The sequence below is a fragment of the Micromonospora sp. CP22 genome (assembly GCF_009712475.1).
GTDB lineage: Bacteria > Actinomycetota > Actinomycetes > Mycobacteriales > Micromonosporaceae > Micromonospora.
In genome coordinates, this window is record NZ_VCJO01000008.1 from 17495 (window position 1) to 33650 (window position 16156).

Here is a 16156-nt window from a genome sequence, read left to right on the forward strand (position 1 = left end):
TCCTAGCATCAACACCGTTCACCGTGAACGGTGTTAACGTCGGCCTCATCCAGTTCCCGTGCGTGATTCTGGACCAGTGAGGAGATCACATGCTCGACTCCCGAACCGGCCTGGCACCCCGCGGCGTCGTGCGGCCCAACCTGCCGCTCGGCGTCGTCGTGGCGATCTCCTGCCTGGCCCAGTTCACAGTCGTGCTCGACGCCACGATCGTCACGCTCGCGCTGCCCGACATGCGTGCCAGCCTCGACATGTCGGTCAGCCAGCAGCAGTGGGTGGTCAGTGGATACCTCATCGCCTTCGGCGGTTTCCTGCTGCTGGCGGCCCGGGCCGGTGACCTGTTCGGTTACCGGCGGGTCTTCCTGACCGGCACGGTGATCTTCACCCTGGCCAGCCTCGCCGGTGGACTCGCCACCAGCCCCTGGATGCTCCTGGTGGCCCGCGTCTTCCAGGGCCTCGGCGCTGCGGCCCTGTCACCCACCAGCCTCAACCTGATCACCGCCAGCCACAGCGACGAGGACCGTCGCGAGCGAGCCGTCACGCTGTGGAGCCTGATGGGCGCCCTCTCCAGCGTCGCCGGGCTCATCCTCGGCGGCGTCCTGACCGCCGGGCTGAGCTGGCACTGGGTCATGTTCGTGAACGTCCCGCCCGGCCTCATCCTGCTCGTCGCCGGCCTGCTCTGGCTGCTGCCTGACCGCGACACCGGCGAACGCCGTCGCCTGGACCTCCCGGGTGCGCTCACGGCGACCCTCGGCATCGGTGCCCTGACCTACGGCTTCTCCGAGGTCGCCACCGACGGCTGGACCGAGACGAACGTGCTGGTCGCCCTGATCGCCGCCGCCGTGCTGCTGATCGGCTTCGTGGCCGTGGAGGCGAAGAGCCGTCATCCGCTGATTCCGCTGGCCATCTTCCGCCTCCGCACCGTCAGCATCGGAAACTTCCTGATCTTCTGCATGGGTGTCACGATGACGGCCGGGATGGTCCTGCTCTCCCTGTACTTCCAGGAGGCGCTCGACTACGACCCGTTCAGCACGGGTCTCTCGCTGCTCCCGATGTCCGCCATCGTGATCGCCGGTGGTCTCGGTGCCCGCCAGCTCCTGCCCAAGGTCGGCACCCGACCGCTCCTGCTCGCCGGCGGTCTCGTCACGGCCGTGGGCCTGCTCTGGATGACCAGGATGCCGGCGGAGCCGGCCTACCTGACCCACGTCCTGGGCCCCACCCTGGTGACCGGCCTCGGCATGAGCCTGCTGCTGCCTGCGGCGACGGTGACCAGCACCACCGGTGTGGCACCCGGCGATGACGGCGCAGCGTCCGGTCTGCTCAACACCTCGCGCCAGATCGGCGGGGCGGTCGGTCTGGCCGTCCTGGTCACCATCGCCACCACGACCACTGAGCGGGCCCTGCCTGACACGACGCCAGTCGAGGCCGTCGTGGACGGATTCCACGCCGCCTTCCTGGTCAACGCCGCTGTGATGCTGGCGGCCACCTTCGTGGCACTAGCCCTGCCGAGGTCCGGGCGACAGTCCTGACACCGGGTGCCAGTCGGGCCGCGAGACGGACACGACCGACGCCGGTGGCCGGTCGGCCGGTCCGGTGGTGACTCCTCCTGGTCGATAGTGACGCCCCCGACGGCGAGGCGCTCGGCGGCCAGCAGCGCGGCGAACCTGTCGTCGGCGGTGGCGTCCGGCAACCGGCCCAGCGCCAGCGCTGCCGGGGCGGCGTCGCCCACGGCCGACGCGTCGGTCCACATCGCGTGGGCCTTCCGCAGGGGCGGCGCGGGCCCGGTCCGGGTCGATCTCCGCAGCGGCGCGCAGCTCCAGCGCCCGGCCAGGTCGGCCCGCAGCCCTCCGGCCCGGGCCAGAGGGGCGGTCGTGCCGATGCGGTCGAGTTGGCCCGGACCGAGGCTGCGGGTGACCTGGCTGTGACCAGGTCTGACCCACCGGGGTCCGGGGCACGCGGCAGGGCAGCGCGCGGGTTCGCCTGAGAACGCGGTCTCGGCGGACGGCCGTCGTCACCGCATCGGGTGGCGCACCGCGAAGTCCCACACGATCTCGCTGGCGTCGGGGCCCGCGCGGTCGGTGTAGCGGCCCTCGCCGTTCGGGCCGGGCCAGGCGTGGCCCATGCCCTGGACGAGGTACGCCTCGACCAGCGACGAGCCGTCCGACGTGGTGATCGTCGAATGCGTGTACGCGTGTCGTCCCGCGTCCGCTGGTACCGACACGGTCTCCTCGGTCAGGGCGAGGCTGTCGTTGGGCAGCCCGTCGTCGACGAGATCACCCACCGCAGTCCAGTGGGCGACGAGTCGGGTGGCGACCAGGGGCGGCACGACCTCGTCCCGCTCGCCCTGGATGACAAGCAGCGGCACCTGGCGGGCGCGCTCGCCCATCTGTGCCCAGGCCTGCCGTGCCGTGTCCAGCGGCGACGTCGAGTCCGGGTCGTCCGGGTCCACCTGGTTGAGCCCGTACTCACCCCCGGCGACCGAGGTCACCGTGGCGAAGACGTCGGGATAGGTGGCGGCGAGGATGACTGCGGTTCCCGCTCCTGACGACGCGCCGGCCACGTGTACCTGCGCCGGATCCGCGTCGTACTCCTCGACCACCTGGCGGGCGACGCCGGCCAGCAGCGCGGGTTCACCTGTGTGCCGCTGCTGCTCACGGGGGTCAGCCGAGTTCCAGCAGGCGATCACGTTACGTGAGATCAACTGTGTGGGATAGACGACGATGAAGCCTTCCCGGTCGGCCAGGTTGTTGAACTGGGTCGTCGCCTTCATCGAGTTCCACCCGTAGCCGGTCATCGCGCAGCCGTGGATCGCCATGACCACCGGCAGCCGGGCAGTCCCGTCGTGCTGGGGCGGGAGATGGACCTGGTAGCGCTGCGAACCGGCCGGCCCCTCGTAGACGTGGTTGCGGTCGCCCTCGCCCATCTGCCAGGGCAGGCCGAGCTGAAGGGCGGCGACGCCGAGGCTGGCGACGGCCACCACTGCGGCGAGGGTGCCGGAGACGATCCGCAGCCACCGTCGGGGACGGCGGGCCTCGACGTCGGCATTCATCGTGGCGTGGGCAGGGGTGGTGGACATGTACCCAGGAAAGCGCGTCCGCCGCCGACATGTCAGTGGCGTGCTGTCATGACCGCGTGTGACGTGGTGTCACTTGTCGTTGTCGCTGGTCACCGGATGGGTCCGCTGCCGTGCCGATTCGTACAGCACGACGGTCGCGGCGGTCGCCGCGTTCAGGGAACTGGCGGCCCCGGACATCGGGATCCGGACAAGCTGGTCGCAGGCCTCACGCCAGCCGGAGCTGAGACCGGTGGTCTCATTGCCGACCAAGATCAGCGTTGGTTGCCTGAAGTCGTGATCGGCGACATCCAGCGTGCCCAGCTCATCGGTTCCCACGACGCTCATGCCGATGCCGCCGGCGCGGACGTCGCCGACCCAGGACAGCACGGCCTGGCGTGTGGGCACCCGGACCACGGGCAGAGCGAACAGCGATCCGGTGCTCGCCCGGACTGCCTTCGGGTCGTACGCGTCGGCGGCGTGGCCGGTGATGATGACGCCGGAGGCGCCGAAGGCGTCCGCGGACCGGACGAGGGTCCCGATGTTGCCAGGGCTGGTCGGCCGGTCGAACACCACGGTCAGCATGTTCGGCCCGACCGGAATGCGGCCCAGGTCGTCCTCCGGCAGCGCGACCACGGCCAGCAACTCTGGCACGTCGTCCGCCTTACCTCCCAGCTCGTGCATCAGTTCACGGGAGACAGCGACCTTCTCGGCGCGGACCGTTTCCAGCGTCTCGCGCGCCCAACCGGAGAGCGCAGCGCTGTCGTCGTACAGCAGCTCTCGGATCTGCCAACCGTGTTCGACGGCCATCGCAATCGGACGCACGCCCTGCACGAGGAATTCGCCGCGACGCTGCCGCTTGGTCCGGTTACGCAGGAGAGCCTCCCACTGCTGGAATCGCGCGTTGCGACCACTCACCCGCAGAACCACCCTTGTCCCCGCCTCCGTCGTACATCACCCGCGCCACGCCTGGCACGCCTACCCGACATTGTCGTCAGTGCCAACCCCGTCCGGATCGGGGGTGTCCTGTCCGAGACCCCGACGGATCGCGATTTCGACGGGTGAGTAGGCGCCGTCGGTCCGCTCCAATTCGTACGGCGCGGCCGGCATCAGCGGCGGCTGGGCCATGAAGCGCGGCCGTGTCCCGTGGTGCGGTTGCGCCGCGTGCACCAGGAACGGATGGCACAGAAAGACGTCGCCCGGGGATCCGGTGGCCAGGGCGACCGGCCGGTGTTCGGAGGCCGCCACCAGGTCGGGTGCCAGGTCCAGCCCGCTCGCCCCCTCCTCGCCGTACTTCTCCAGCACCTTCGGCACGTCGAGGTGTGAGCCGACCCGGATCCGGGTCGGCGCGTCCTCCTCACCGACCTCGCTGAACAGGAACAGCATCAGCAGCGCCCGGCCACGGGAACGCACATTCGTGAAGTACCAGCTCTCGCCCTCCGGCAGATAGCTGCCCTCGATGTGCCAGCCCGCGTCGTTCGGCTCCTCTTCGTGCGGGAAGCGCAGCGGGAACGTGCCCAGCGAGTAGCGCGGCTCCCAGCGTCCCGGGCCGACCAGCAGGTCGTACGCGTGATGGAGGAACGGGGAATTGGGCGCGGCGGCGAACGGCCCCTGCGCCATGCCCTCCACCCAGTGCACCGGCTGGGTCCACGTCGCCGGGTCGTCCGGGTCGCAGCCCGTCTCTCGCCACAGCAGCCGCGCGCAGTCCGCAGCCACCCGCGGCGCGACGGCACCGGCCAACTTGACGAAGCCGTCGCGAAGAAAGCGGGACACCAATGTCGTGTCATCCATGGCCCCATCATGCGGCGACATCGATCCCGCTCACCCGACACTTCCCGCGCGGCTTCTGTCGGGTGTGGCGCAGCAGCGCCGCCGCACGATCGGATCGGAGGAACGACGATCAGCCGCAGCCGGTACGCCGTCGATCACCCCCAGCTCAGGTTCCGCCTACCTGTCGAAGGGAGCGACCACATGGATACCCGCATCGTCGACCATCCCGCGTTCCGGCTCGTAGGGCACGCTGCTCGCGTTCCGCTGATCCACCAAGGCATCAACCCGTACATCCGGCAGCACATCGCCGCGCTACCGGCCGAGGAGCACCTGCGCCTGAAGGCACTCGGCAACGCTGAGCCGAGCGGCCTGCTCGCGGTCAGCGACGACCTCGACGCCGACTACGACGAGGGCAGCGAGCTGACCTACCTGCACGGGGTCGCCGTGTCCCCGGGCACGCCGATCCCGGGCGACCTCGACATCATCGAGGTCCCGGCCGGCAGTTGGGTGGTCCTCCGGACCACGGGGCCGCATCCGCAGACTCTTCAGAACGCCTGGGCCACGGCCGCCGCCGCATGGTTTCCCTTCAATCCGTGGCGGCTGCGGCCAGGCCCGGAGATCACCGCGATGCTCGATCCCACGAATGACTTCAGCATCGCGACCTGCGAACTCTGGCTGCCCGTCGAACCGGCGTAGCGCCCCGACGAGCAGCTGCGGGCACCGCCACCAGGCCGGCACCGGGTGGGCGCCTGCGGGCCGTCCGCACCGGCTACCCGCCAACAACCACACGCTTCGCGACGTCCAGCAATCCCACAGCTGCCACTCGATCGGCGACCACCAGCTGTGGGGCGTCGTGCGCCCCCCAGGAACGTCGCGAGCACCCTCGCCGGAGAGCGAAGCAGAGCTCGACGTCTTCGGCGCGGGCAGTAGTAGCTACCCGGAGGTGTGATGACCTATCGGTTTGTGACAGAGCGACATGACTACTCTGACCTGGCCAGCGGGGCGGTGCTGCGTTCGGCACCAGGCCATCCGGGCTTTCCCGTCCGCCTCGCATCGGAGGTGTTCCTCCGCGCGTGGCACGCCCTGGGACAACCCCGGCCTCTGACCGTATGGGATCCCTGCTGTGGCAGTGGGAACCTGCTAACCGTGTTGGGTCTGCTGCATCGGGACAAGATCGCGGGACTTGTCGCCTCGGACATCGCCGATGGCCCGCTCCGGCTGGCACGAGCGAACCTTGCTCTCCTGTCCGCCGAGGGCATGCGGAAGCGGGCAGCCGAGCTGGAAGACATGGCACACCGCTTCGGCCGACCGTCCTACAGGGAATCCGCCGAGGCTGCGCGGCGGCTGCAAGAGCTGCTTGCCCGGGGTGGCGGAGACCTCCCCCATGTGGTCGGACAGGCCGACGTCCTCGACCACCAGCAGGTGGCCGCATTCTTGACCGCGTTACCACCGCCGCAGCTCGTGTTGACCGACATGCCGTACGGCGAACAGACCTCATGGCTGGGTTCACGTCAGGAGAAAAGCATTCCAGGCATGCTAGGGACACTCGCATCGGTGCTCCCCGCCGACACCATGGTCGCGTTGACGACGCGAGGACGCCGCATCCGGCTGCCGGAAGGTGTCCATGCAACGGCGCGGTTCAAGACCGGAACGCGGGCGACTGTGCTAGTTCGTCTCGGGCACCTTCAATCCACGGTGGCCGGCACGTCCGAACGGTAGCGTCCGGCGACCCGAGCGGCACCATCTGGAGCCATTACGCCGGCAGCGACCATTGTGCGTCACCAACCCACTGGGGTCTGGTGCTGCCATCAGATTGGCGCTGCCATCAGATCGTCCTCGGGGTCCACGCCGATTGGAAAATCGACTACTCGCCCAGCGGTCACCTCATGGCTCGGTTCGCCAGCTGATTTGTCTACTTGCGCCCGCTTTGTCTGTTTTAAGACCTATCGTGTCCCTTGCGTGACAGCCCCAGCCAGCCCACCCCGTCGCACGAGGAGGACACGTTGTTTGGATCGACAAGATTGACATTGGGCGGATCGAGCAGTCCGGGAGGCCGTCGCAAGCTCAAGGCCGTCCTGGCCGGAGGGCTCGCCCTCGGCATCGGCGCGACGATCTCCCTCGCCGCCTGGAACGACTCGGAGTACGCCACGGGGACGTTCACCGCCGGCACCTTCAACATCGAGGGCAGCACGGACGACTCCGTCTGGGCGGAGCACGACACGCCCGGCACGGCGGCTGCGCTGGTCTTCAGCACCGGCTTCGACAACATCAGCCCCGGCGACGCGGTCGCTGCGCCGTTCGCCGTCCGCCTGACCGCAGACACCACGTACGACGCGACCGTCACGGTGGCCTCGGCCACCCCCAGCCTGCCTGCGTTCGCCGGGCTCACCTACGGGATCGCGACCGTGCCGACCTTCGCGGACTGCAGCGAGACCCCAACGAGCCCGATCTGGATCGTGCCGCAGGGCACGGCGCTCGACTCGGTGGCTGGCGCGGCGACGTTCAACCTGACGCAGGGCCCTCCTCCCGCGCCTGGCGCTCCGGCATACCTGTGCTTCGTCGTGACGGCGGACGGCGCTCTGGTGCAGGGCTCGTCGGTCACGGAGACCTGGCAGCTTCTCGCCGAGTCCGTGTAGGTGGCAGCCGTGGTCAACCGTCGGGTGCCGGCCGGATCACCACGGCTTCTCCGAACCCGTGCCGTACTCGCTGCCGCCCTCGTCCTCGGCGTGGACACGACGTCCACGCTCGCGGCCTGGACCGACAGCGAGTACGGCACCGGGTCGTTCACCGCACGCGTCTTCGGCACCGAGTCGCCCCACGGACTCGTCGTACGCCTGGACCGACATCCGCACGACCACGATGACGAAGGTACGTACCCCTGACATCGGTGGCACCTGTTCCGCCACCGCCTCCACCGATTCGCCGCCACGTCCACGTAAGGGTCCTGCACATGATGAGACGAGCACGTCGAGGGCGGGGCGTCATCGCCCGCGTCGGCGATCTGGCGCTGACCCTGCTCGCCGTCGGCGGGACGGTGTGCGTCGTCCTCGTCCCGCTGGCGTTCTTCTTCGACATCTCACTCATCCTGTTCAAGACCGGATCGATGAGCCCGACCATTCCCGCCGGGTCGCTGGCGGTGGTACGTGAGATCCCCGCGTCCGAGGTCAAGGTGGGCGACGTGGTCACCGTCGACCGCACGCCGCTTCCACCGATCACCCACCGGGTCGTCCAGATCGACGAGGGCGGTGGGCCCACCCGCCTGCTCACCCTGCGTGGGGACGCGAACGACTCCAACGACTCCGCGCCGTACGCGGTGACCCACGTACGGCTCGTCACCTGGTCGGTGCCCAGGCTCGGGTACGCGGTGCGGGCCGTGTCGAACCCGTACGCGACCAGTGCGATCACGGTCGGCACCGCCGTGATCGTCACCTGGGCGTTCTGGCCGCGCGCCACGGAACCGCCGACCCGGCGGCGTACGACGTGGCGCCGACGGCGAACGGGCCCTCCGGCGCCTGCCGAGGCGGGAACAGGTCCTGAGGTCGGCGCCCCGCCGAGCCGGACAGCGGCGCATGTCGAATCGACCGCCCGGCGGTTGTTCGTCATGGTGGCCGTGCTTCCGGGCGTCGCCGCCGCAGTCCTGGCCACGCCCGGTCAGGCACGGGCGGAACTGACCGAGGAGGTCATCCGGGGCAGGTACCTCACCCTGATATCGATCCGCGACGAGGCTCGCATGACATCGATGACACCGAGGGAGCCGGTGCCGTGGCAGGTGGGCGTCACCGCGCACGCCCCGCACCCGGGCACGGTGACAATCACGCTGTCGGCGCTGGGCCCGCTCGTGGTCTCGACGAACGGACTCCAGGTCATGGTCGCCGTCTGCGCCGCCCGCTGGGTGAACGGCGCCTGTCCCGGCGGGCGGGGAGAGCAGGTTCTCGCCGAGGGCCCCGCCACCAGACTGGCCGAACGCCCGGTCCCCATCAGCACGATGCGCTCCGACGAACAGCGTTGGGTACTCGTCACCGCGAGCCTGCTCCCGAACTCCACGGCCGCCGGCTCGGCCGACCTGATCCTCACGGCGACCGGACTCGGCGACAGGGCGGCGACCGGCGGCAAGGTCGACACGCTGCCACGCACCGGCACCGACCTGCGGACGCCGATGCTCGCCGGTGCGGGTGCCCTGCTCGTCGGCCTGCTGCTCATGCGCGCCACGCGCAGGAACCGGGTCAGGAAGGAACAGCCGTGAGGCGCGTACGGATCCCCGCTACGCCGAGCCGGCGACGTGAGAGCCACGCCCGGCGACGCTGGCTCGCGGGTGTCCTCGCCCTCTCGCTCTGGATCCATGCCATGGCGCTCGCACCTGCCCGGTCGACGCTGGCCGCCTGGACCGACACCGAGTTCGGCAGCGCTGCTCTCGCCGCCGGCACGGTCGACCCGCCGACCGACCTGGCCTGCATGGCGGGCCAACTCACCCCGCCCGCCTTCACCTGGGACCCGCCCGCCTTCACCTGGGACCTGCCCGCCGGTGGCGTGGCCCGCAGTGGCTTCACCTGGTTCCTGAGCGACGGCTTCTCCGGAGGCGGCACTCTCGGCTCCAACGACACCTCGATCGTCGTTCCCGGCGTGTTGCTGGCTGTGGACACCGGCACCTTCACCCTGTACGCGAACGGCCCGGGTGGCTGGACGTCGACGCCGGTCACCGGTTCGCTCGGCATGCTGACGGATGAGCTCTACTTCTGCAGCGTCCCTTAGCTTGATCTTCAACCTGTGCGGCGTGGTCGGGAGTTCGTCGATTTCTTCTTGCCGTGCGTGTCGGCGCCGGGAGCCGCGAGGAACTCGTCGTCGACAGTGACCCTCAGCGTCCGAGTTTCTCGAACGACGGATCGGTGGCCTTCGTCTGCGCGGGCGGCGAGGGGGTGCAACTGGCTTCGCCCGCCAGTGCCACCGCAATGTCCCCAAGCTCGGCGACGGTCTGCCGCAGTGCGGGGAGGATTTCGCGCATCCGCCCCTCGGTCAGGAGGATGCTGGGTCCGGCGATGCTCACCGCTCCGATCGCCTCACCGCTGTACGCATCGACCAGCGGCATGGCCATCGCCGAGATCCCTCTCTCGTTGCTCTCATGCACGCGCGCCCACCCCTGCTCTCGCGCTTCGCGAATGCGGGCGGCCACGTCGGCGAGGCTGCGCGGGAACTCGGGCCCGACCGGGTGCCGTCGCGGCTGCTCCTGCCGAGCGACGAGCCGTAGGGCCCGGTCCTCGGGCAGCGCGGACAGCCAGGCGATCCCCGTCGCGGTCGAGTCGAGGGGGATCACGTGGCCATGATCCACGTCCGCGTCGTACCGGAGTCCGGATGTCGCGCCCTGTTCCTTGGCGACCCAGATCAGCTGCTCCCGGTCGGCCAGGCTGAGGCGGACGAGTTGGCCCGAGGTGCGAGCGAGGCGAACCAGGACCGGTTTGGCGAGCCCGGTGATGGTCGAGGTCGCCAGGTGTCGTAGCCCCAGGCCGACAATACGGAGAGTGAGAGCGTAGTTGCCCGACGGTTTGAGCTGAAAGACGAAACCTTCGTCGGTGAGGGTCGCCAGGATCCGATGGGTGGCGCTTCGGGGAAGCCCCAACTGGTCGGAGATGCGGGCCAGGGGCACGCCCTCGACCTCACCGACAAGGCAGGAGAGCACCGCCAAGCCACGTGACAGGGTCCCTGCAGCAACCATTATCCACCGCTTTCTATGGTTCGCCCGCCTCGGTGGCGGGGGGTCGACGCAGCCCAATCTTTCACGTGCCCCTTGTGCTGTCGACATTACTGGAATAGCGTTCCGGTCAGCAACGGTGTTCCAGTCGCTCAGGTTGGAGGGTCATGGTGGCGAACATGCGCACTCACCGCATGGTCCTTGGTCAGGGCGCCCTCCTGTCGGTGCCGGCCGACGAGTTCGCCGATGCGATCGCCGGCTTCGACGCCCCGGACGTCTGGCGACACGCCTCGGACTCGGATCGACGTCGGCGGTGGGCACGGTCGCACGCCGTGCGGGACCCTCGGTTCACGCCGTCTGCCGCAGGGGGTATCTGGTCGAACCCGACCAGCGGGCGGCGGACGACGCCAGCCCGCAGACTCTCGACGACGCCGCGGAACTGGGTGCCGACCACCTCGTCGCCGTCGGCCCCGTGGTGCACAGTGCACGGGCCACGCTGGAACGAGCCGCTCGGGCGCTGGAGGCGCTGCTACCCGAGGCTGAGGACGGAGGGGTGGCCTTCGCCCTTGAGCCCTTCCACCCCATGTTCGCTGCCGAGAAAACCACGCTCGTCACCCTTCGCGCGGCGCTCAGCATGGTCGAGGCGCCGGACTCTCGCTGGGCCGGCGTGGCGGCGGACTCCTACCGCCTCTGGTGGGGTCCGGCGCTACTGAGCTGCTGATACGAACGAAAGGCTCTCGATGTCCATGCAAACCGACTCCCCGACGACCGCCGGGGCTCCGAAGGCCGTCGCGGCGCCGGGAACCTCCGCGGCGACGACCTATCGGCCCCGCCGACTCCGCAAGCTCGCCTGGGACCTCATCCCGGTGGGGGTCTTCGCGGCCATCGTCGCTCTGTGGGCCGGCGCGGTGGAGGCGTTTGACATCCCGTCGTACCTGTTGCCCAGCCCGCAGGAAACGTTCGCCCGCATGGCCGACGACTTCCCGCTGTTGTGGGAGAACACCACCGTCACGGTCACCGAGATCGTGGCCGGTCTCGGTATCACCATCGTGACGGCCATCCCGCTCGGGCTGATGATCGCGCTCAGTCGCGTCGCCCGGCAGGTGGTGTACCCGCCGGTCGTCTTCATGCAGCTCGTACCGAAGATCGCGATCGCCCCGCTCTTCGTGGTGTGGATCGGCTTCGGCATCGAGTCCAAGATCCTGCTCACCGTCCTGATGACCTTCTTCCCGCTCCTGGTGGCGAGCATCAGCGGCTTCCGGATCCTGGACGACCGGATGCTCTACCTGACCAAGTCGATGGGCGCGTCGCGCTGGCAGACGTTCCGCTTCCTGCGGTTCCCCTCCGCCCTGCCGGTGATCTTCTCCGGGTTGAAGACGTCGGCGACGCTCGCCGCGACGGCGGCCCTCGTCGCCGAGTTCGTCGGAGCCAACACCGGGTTGGGTTATCTGCTGCTCCAGGGCACGAGCACCCTGGACACCACGCTGATCTTCGCGGTCCTCGTCGTGCTGACCGTCATCGGAATCGCCCTCAACTACCTCGTCGAGCTGGTCGAGTGGCTGCTGACGCCCTGGCAGCGCGCGCGCAACAACTGACTGATCACCCCCTCACCACCCACCACCTCACTAAACGGGACCGACGACGATCCCGGAAAGGAACGACATGCGCCACATCCCCCGGCGATCCGCGCTGGTCGCGTCCGTGCTGGCCGCCTCCACGGCGCTCACCGCGTGCGGCGGCTCGAGCGACTCCTCCGTCGGCGCCGACGGCACCAAGCTCAAGCCCTTCACTTTCCAGCTCAACTTCACTGCGGGCGGATTCAACGCGGGCTTCGAGTACGCCGCCGTCCACGGTCTGTACGAGGAGGAGGGGCTGGACGTCAAGATCGTTCCGGGTGCGGGCTCCGGCGTCACCGCCCAGATGGTCGCATCGGGTCAGGCTCAGATCGGATTCGCCGAGGCGCCCACCACGAGCGCCCTCGTCGCCAAGGGCGCACCCATGAAGACCATCATGGTGCTCTACCAATCCAGCCCGAACCAGGTGACGACCCTGACGTCGAGCGGCATCAACTCGATCCAGGAACTGAAGGGCCGCAGTGTGGGCGTGCCGACCGGCGGCTCCCAGACGGCGATGCTGCCCATCCTGCTGGAGAAGAACGGTCTGCAGCCCTCGGACATCAAGCAGGTGGGCCTGCCCAAGGAGTCCCTGGTCCAGGCGCTGCTGCAGAATCGTGTCGACGCCATCCTCGGCTCGACCGACTCGTACGGCGTGCAGCTGGAGCAGCAGGGCGCGCAGACCAAGAACTGGACCTTTGCGGAGTACGGGGTCCCGACGGTCAGCACCAGCGTGTTCGCCAACGAGGACTACCTGAAGAACAACGCCGACGACGTCAAGGCGTTCCTCCGAGCCAGCCTCAAGGGCTGGGCGGCTGTCGCCGCCGATCCGGAGGCCGGTGCCGCGGCGGTCAAGGAGTACTTCCCCAACTCGAACGAGCAGCAGAGCCTCGCTGAGCTGAACGCGGTCCTGCCGCTGCTGTGCGCCGGCGGCGCGAAGGTCGTCGGCAAGGCGACCGACGAGAGCTGGGCGCGCACCCAGGACCTGCTGTCCTCGGTCGAACTCCTGCCCGCCGGAACCGACGCCACCACCTACTACTCGAACGACTTCCTCCCTGAGGAGGCGGAGATGCAGCAGTGCCAGGACAACAAGCCGGTGCCGCTGGCCGCGAAGTGAGCCCGCAGGCGAACACCGCGCACTGATCTGTGGAAAGGAGGGACCACGTGCCACACGACATCCCGCGGCAAGGGCTGCTCTACGAGGACCTGTACGTCGGACTCGCATTCCGCAGCCCGGGACGCACCATCACCGACGCCGACGTACTCGGGTTCGCCGCGTTGACCGGTGACTTCTCCGAGGTGCACACCAGCGACGTCTACGCGAAGGCCAGCCAGTTCGGTCGACGGATCGCGCACGGCATGCTGGGCCTGGCCTACGCACACGGCCTGATGTGGCCGCGTACCGAGATGCTGCGCAACACCGCTATCGCATTCCTCGGAATCAAGGACTGGCGGTTCAAGGCCCCGATCTTCATCGGCGACACGATCTTCGTCGAGTACTCGGTGGCCGAGATGCGCGACAGCGCGTCCAAGCCGACCCAAGCGATCGTGACCTTCGACGTACGCGTCGTCGACCAGGACGGACGTGTCTGCCAGGAGGGGCAGAAGGTGGAACTGCTGTCCAAGGTCCCCCTCGGCGGCGTCGAAGCGAGCGGAAAGGCACAGTCATGACCGCACGCACCACAGCGGCCGTCACCCGGTCGGGGACTTCGATCTCCATCGAGTCAGTCAGCAAGACCTTCGGGCTCGACAGCCCGAACCCGTTCCAGGCGCTGAAGCCGGTCGACATGAACATCAAACCCGGCGAGTTCATCTCCATCGTCGGCCCCTCCGGATGCGGCAAGAGCACCCTCATGCTCATGGTCGCCGGACTGCTCGACCGCACGACCGGCGACATCCGCGTCGGGGGTGAATCGGTGAAGCGGCCCATCACGGATGTGGGTATCGCGTTCCAGGATCACCTCCTCCTCGAGTTCCGGACCGCTATCGACAACGTCATGCTCCAGGCGACGATCCGTGGCCTACCAGAGCAGGAGATCCGCAGCCGCGCGGAGCAGTTGTTCGAGCGGTTGCGGCTGACCAAGGCGATGAAGAAGTACCCCCGTCAGCTTTCCGGCGGGATGCGCCAACGGGTGTCGCTGATCCGGACACTCGTGCACAACCCGTCGGTTCTCATGCTCGACGAGCCCTTCGGTGCGCTCGATGCGCTGACCCGCCTGCAGGTCCGTACCGACCTTGAGGCACTGTGGATGGAGCGGCGCCCCACGGTCCTGTTCATCACGCACAGTGTGGAGGAGGCTGTCGGGCTCTCCGACCGGATCTTCGTCATGAGCCCCAGTCCGGGAGAGGTCGTCGATGAGATCGTCGTCGACCTGCCCCGCCCGCGGCCGATCGCGCTCGGGGAGTCTCCCGAGTTCGGCAAGTACGCTGACCGGATCTACCAGCACTTCGAGCGGCTGGGCGTGCTCCATGGCATCGAACTGCCGAAGGCGCAGTCATGACGGTGGGCAACGCGTCCCGGTTCCTGGATCGCCGCGCGCTGGTGACCGGCGCCGGCCAGGGGATCGGACGGGCCATCGCCGAGCGGCTCGCCGCAGAGGGCGCACATGTCGTCGTCGCTGATGTCGACGAGGACCTGGCGCGCGAAGCGGCGAGCGCTCTGCGGGCCGTCGGCGGCTCCGCGGAGTCCGCGAGGGTCGACGTCTCGGACCCGGCCTCGCTGGCCTCGCTCGGCGACCTGCTGGGCCGGGTCGACATCGTCGTCGCCAACGCCGGTATCCAGACCTTCGGACCGCTACTGGAGTTGAGCGTCGAGGACTGGGACCGCGTGCTGGCGGTGAACGCCCGAGGTACGTTCCTGACCCTGCAACTCGCGGCGCGGCTCCTACCGGACGGCGGCAGTGCCGTGACGGTGGCCTCGATCCAGGCGTCGTTGCCGAACGTGATGTCGGCGAACTACGCGGCGTCGAAAGCGGCGGTCGTCAGCACGACCAAGACGTTCGCCGCTGAGTTGGCGCCACGTGGGATCCGGGTCAACGCGGTTGCCCCGGGCCGCATCGACACGCCGCTGGCCCAGCGGGCGAACGTCGAACTCGGCCGCATGGTCGACACGGATCCGGCGCAGATGCTGGCCGAGCGCGTTGCCACCATCCCGCTCGGCCGCACCGGCCGGCCCCAGGAGGTGGCGGCCGCAGTGGCGTTCCTCGCCTCCGACGACGCCTCCTACATCACGGGGGAGACGCTGAATGTCTGCGGCGGGGACGTGATGCTCTGATGGACACCACCGCACTCGCGACGGTCCGGCTCGACCGCTCCGGCCCCGTGTGGCTGGTGCGGCTCGACAACCCGCCGCTGCACCTGATGACGCTGGACATGCTCGCCGAGTTGGCCGAGACCTTCCGCCGTGCGGCCGAATCCGACGCACGAGCCCTCGTCCTGGGTGCGGCCGACGGGCGGGCGTTCTGCGCCGGCAGCGACATGCGTGAGTTCGCGGGGTTGGGGGAGCAGGCCGCCGAGCGCAAGGTGCTCGTCGAGGACCGCATGTTGCGGATGCTCGCCCGGCTGCCGTTCCCCACCATCGCCGCCATCGACCAAGCGGCGCTGGGCGGCGGCCTGGAGCTCGCCCTCGCCTGCGACCTGCGGGTGGTGCGGCAGGGCGTCCGCCTGGGGCTACCGGAGGTGAAGATCGGCGCGCTCGCCGCTACCGGAAGTCAGCGGCTCACCAAACTCGTCGGACCGGGGCGGGCCAAGCAGTTGCTCTTGACCGGGGAGACCATCGACGCGGCAACGGCCCGGGATTGGGGCCTGGCGACCGAGGTCGTCGACGGCTCCGCATGGGAGCGCGCCGTCGAACTCGCCGAACTGCTCGTGTCACGCAGTGCGTTGTCGCTTCGGCTGGCGAAGCAGCTCGTCGACGAGGCGACCGACCTGCCGCTCAACGCGGGTCTGGTGCGTGCGTCGGACGCACTGGAGCTCATCTTCGCAAGTCGCGAACTCAGCGAAGGTGTTACGAGCTTCCTCGCCAAGAAGGATTGATCGGTC

Annotated in this window: 19 protein-coding genes; 15 read left to right on the forward strand and 4 right to left on the reverse strand. The window is 69.1% G+C overall.

Annotated elements, in window-relative coordinates; translation table 11 throughout:
• Nucleotides 1-89 precede the first annotated feature (89 nt).
• Nucleotides 90-1526 carry an MFS transporter gene (locus FF096_RS15375; protein ID WP_155218701.1) on the forward strand — a complete coding sequence of 479 codons (1437 nt, stop codon included), beginning with the start codon at nt 90-92 and terminating at the stop codon, nt 1524-1526.
• 87 nt (nt 1527-1613) lie between these two features.
• On the forward strand, nt 1614-1922 hold the full coding sequence (locus tag FF096_RS15380; RefSeq protein ID WP_155218703.1) for a hypothetical protein: 309 nt from the start codon (nt 1614-1616) through the stop codon (nt 1920-1922).
• 86 nt (nt 1923-2008) lie between these two features.
• Here FF096_RS15380 and FF096_RS15385 read toward each other — a convergent pair whose 3' ends face one another.
• The 3 genes from FF096_RS15385 to FF096_RS15395 form a co-directional block, all read right to left on the reverse strand.
• Nucleotides 2009-3073, reverse strand: a complete 1065-nt coding sequence (locus tag FF096_RS15385) for a PHB depolymerase family esterase (protein ID WP_155218705.1) — start codon at nt 3071-3073, stop codon at nt 2009-2011.
• A 69-nt stretch (nt 3074-3142) separates the two neighbouring features.
• Nucleotides 3143-3973: a TrmH family RNA methyltransferase gene (locus FF096_RS15390; RefSeq protein ID WP_155218986.1), complete on the reverse strand. Its 831-nt coding sequence runs from the start codon at nt 3971-3973 to the stop codon at nt 3143-3145.
• Nucleotides 3974-4027: 54 nt separating this feature from the next.
• Complete coding sequence (locus FF096_RS15395) at nt 4028-4840, reverse strand: phytanoyl-CoA dioxygenase family protein (RefSeq protein ID WP_155218707.1); 813 nt, start codon at nt 4838-4840, stop codon at nt 4028-4030.
• A 180-nt stretch (nt 4841-5020) separates the two neighbouring features.
• Between FF096_RS15395 and FF096_RS15400 the strand changes: the two genes are divergently transcribed.
• The 6 genes from FF096_RS15400 (at nt 5021) to FF096_RS15425 (ending at nt 9568) form a co-directional block, all read left to right on the forward strand.
• Complete coding sequence (locus tag FF096_RS15400) at nt 5021-5515, forward strand: GyrI-like domain-containing protein (protein WP_230462646.1); 495 nt, start codon at nt 5021-5023, stop codon at nt 5513-5515.
• Nucleotides 5516-5767: 252 nt separating this feature from the next.
• The gene (locus tag FF096_RS15405) at nt 5768-6538 is read left to right on the forward strand and encodes an rRNA methyltransferase (RefSeq protein ID WP_155218711.1); all 771 of its coding nucleotides are present in this window, start codon (nt 5768-5770) and stop codon (nt 6536-6538) included.
• Between the two features lie 308 nt (nt 6539-6846).
• Complete coding sequence (locus tag FF096_RS15410; RefSeq protein WP_155218713.1) at nt 6847-7455, forward strand: SipW-dependent-type signal peptide-containing protein; 609 nt, start codon at nt 6847-6849, stop codon at nt 7453-7455.
• A 90-nt stretch (nt 7456-7545) separates the two neighbouring features.
• Nucleotides 7546-7701, forward strand: a complete 156-nt coding sequence (locus tag FF096_RS27500; protein ID WP_375335350.1) for a hypothetical protein — start codon at nt 7546-7548, stop codon at nt 7699-7701.
• A gap of 68 nt (nt 7702-7769) precedes the next feature.
• The gene (locus FF096_RS26340) at nt 7770-9062 is read left to right on the forward strand and encodes a signal peptidase I (RefSeq protein ID WP_196222541.1); all 1293 of its coding nucleotides are present in this window, start codon (nt 7770-7772) and stop codon (nt 9060-9062) included.
• Nucleotides 9059-9568 carry a hypothetical protein gene (locus tag FF096_RS15425; RefSeq protein WP_155218715.1) on the forward strand — a complete coding sequence of 170 codons (510 nt, stop codon included), beginning with the start codon at nt 9059-9061 and terminating at the stop codon, nt 9566-9568. The genes FF096_RS26340 and FF096_RS15425 overlap by 4 nt, the downstream gene beginning before the upstream one ends.
• 103 nt (nt 9569-9671) lie before the next feature.
• Here the strand turns inward: FF096_RS15425 and FF096_RS15430 are convergent, their stop codons facing one another.
• Nucleotides 9672-10613 (reverse strand): IclR family transcriptional regulator, encoded by a 942-nt coding sequence (locus FF096_RS15430; protein WP_155218717.1) that lies wholly within the window; start codon nt 10611-10613, stop codon nt 9672-9674.
• A 202-nt stretch (nt 10614-10815) separates the two neighbouring features.
• Between FF096_RS15430 and FF096_RS27310 the strand changes: the two genes are divergently transcribed.
• The 7 genes from FF096_RS27310 (at nt 10816) to FF096_RS15465 (ending at nt 16150) form a co-directional block, all read left to right on the forward strand.
• A complete protein-coding gene (locus FF096_RS27310) occupies nt 10816-11223 on the forward strand; it encodes a TIM barrel protein (protein WP_196222543.1) in 408 nt (135 codons plus the stop codon).
• 19 nt (nt 11224-11242) lie between these two features.
• The gene (locus FF096_RS15440; protein ID WP_155218721.1) at nt 11243-12097 is read left to right on the forward strand and encodes an ABC transporter permease; all 855 of its coding nucleotides are present in this window, start codon (nt 11243-11245) and stop codon (nt 12095-12097) included.
• 67 nt (nt 12098-12164) lie between these two features.
• Complete coding sequence (locus tag FF096_RS15445; protein ID WP_155218723.1) at nt 12165-13232, forward strand: ABC transporter substrate-binding protein; 1068 nt, start codon at nt 12165-12167, stop codon at nt 13230-13232.
• A 47-nt stretch (nt 13233-13279) separates the two neighbouring features.
• The gene (locus FF096_RS15450; RefSeq protein ID WP_309223363.1) at nt 13280-13786 is read left to right on the forward strand and encodes a MaoC/PaaZ C-terminal domain-containing protein; all 507 of its coding nucleotides are present in this window, start codon (nt 13280-13282) and stop codon (nt 13784-13786) included.
• Nucleotides 13783-14616, forward strand: a complete 834-nt coding sequence (locus tag FF096_RS15455; protein ID WP_155218725.1) for an ABC transporter ATP-binding protein — start codon at nt 13783-13785, stop codon at nt 14614-14616. Before FF096_RS15450 ends, FF096_RS15455 begins: the two co-directional genes overlap by 4 nt.
• Complete coding sequence (locus tag FF096_RS15460; RefSeq protein WP_155218727.1) at nt 14613-15389, forward strand: SDR family NAD(P)-dependent oxidoreductase; 777 nt, start codon at nt 14613-14615, stop codon at nt 15387-15389. Before FF096_RS15455 ends, FF096_RS15460 begins: the two co-directional genes overlap by 4 nt.
• Entirely contained in the window at nt 15389-16150 is a 762-nt protein-coding gene (locus FF096_RS15465; RefSeq protein ID WP_155218729.1) for an enoyl-CoA hydratase/isomerase family protein, read from the forward strand. The genes FF096_RS15460 and FF096_RS15465 overlap by 1 nt, the downstream gene beginning before the upstream one ends.
• Nucleotides 16151-16156 lie beyond the last annotated feature (6 nt).

What these genes read in the sequence shown, in the direction of transcription:
- FF096_RS15375 (WP_155218701.1), top strand. Translation starts at nt 90, where the DNA reads ATGCTCGACTCCCGAACCGGCCTGGCACCCCGCGGCGTCGTGCGGCCC.
- FF096_RS15385 (WP_155218705.1), bottom strand. Translation starts at nt 3,073, where the DNA reads ATGTCCACCACCCCTGCCCACGCCACGATGAATGCCGACGTCGAGGCC.
- FF096_RS15395 (WP_155218707.1), bottom strand. Translation starts at nt 4,840, where the DNA reads ATGGATGACACGACATTGGTGTCCCGCTTTCTTCGCGACGGCTTCGTC.
- FF096_RS15400 (WP_230462646.1), top strand. Translation starts at nt 5,021, where the DNA reads ATGGATACCCGCATCGTCGACCATCCCGCGTTCCGGCTCGTAGGGCAC.
- FF096_RS15405 (WP_155218711.1), top strand. Translation starts at nt 5,768, where the DNA reads ATGACCTATCGGTTTGTGACAGAGCGACATGACTACTCTGACCTGGCC.
- FF096_RS26340 (WP_196222541.1), top strand. Translation starts at nt 7,770, where the DNA reads ATGATGAGACGAGCACGTCGAGGGCGGGGCGTCATCGCCCGCGTCGGC.
- FF096_RS15430 (WP_155218717.1), bottom strand. Translation starts at nt 10,613, where the DNA reads ATGTCGACAGCACAAGGGGCACGTGAAAGATTGGGCTGCGTCGACCCC.
- FF096_RS15440 (WP_155218721.1), top strand. Translation starts at nt 11,243, where the DNA reads ATGTCCATGCAAACCGACTCCCCGACGACCGCCGGGGCTCCGAAGGCC.
- FF096_RS15445 (WP_155218723.1), top strand. Translation starts at nt 12,165, where the DNA reads ATGCGCCACATCCCCCGGCGATCCGCGCTGGTCGCGTCCGTGCTGGCC.
- FF096_RS15455 (WP_155218725.1), top strand. Translation starts at nt 13,783, where the DNA reads ATGACCGCACGCACCACAGCGGCCGTCACCCGGTCGGGGACTTCGATC.
- FF096_RS15460 (WP_155218727.1), top strand. Translation starts at nt 14,613, where the DNA reads ATGACGGTGGGCAACGCGTCCCGGTTCCTGGATCGCCGCGCGCTGGTG.
- FF096_RS15465 (WP_155218729.1), top strand. Translation starts at nt 15,389, where the DNA reads ATGGACACCACCGCACTCGCGACGGTCCGGCTCGACCGCTCCGGCCCC.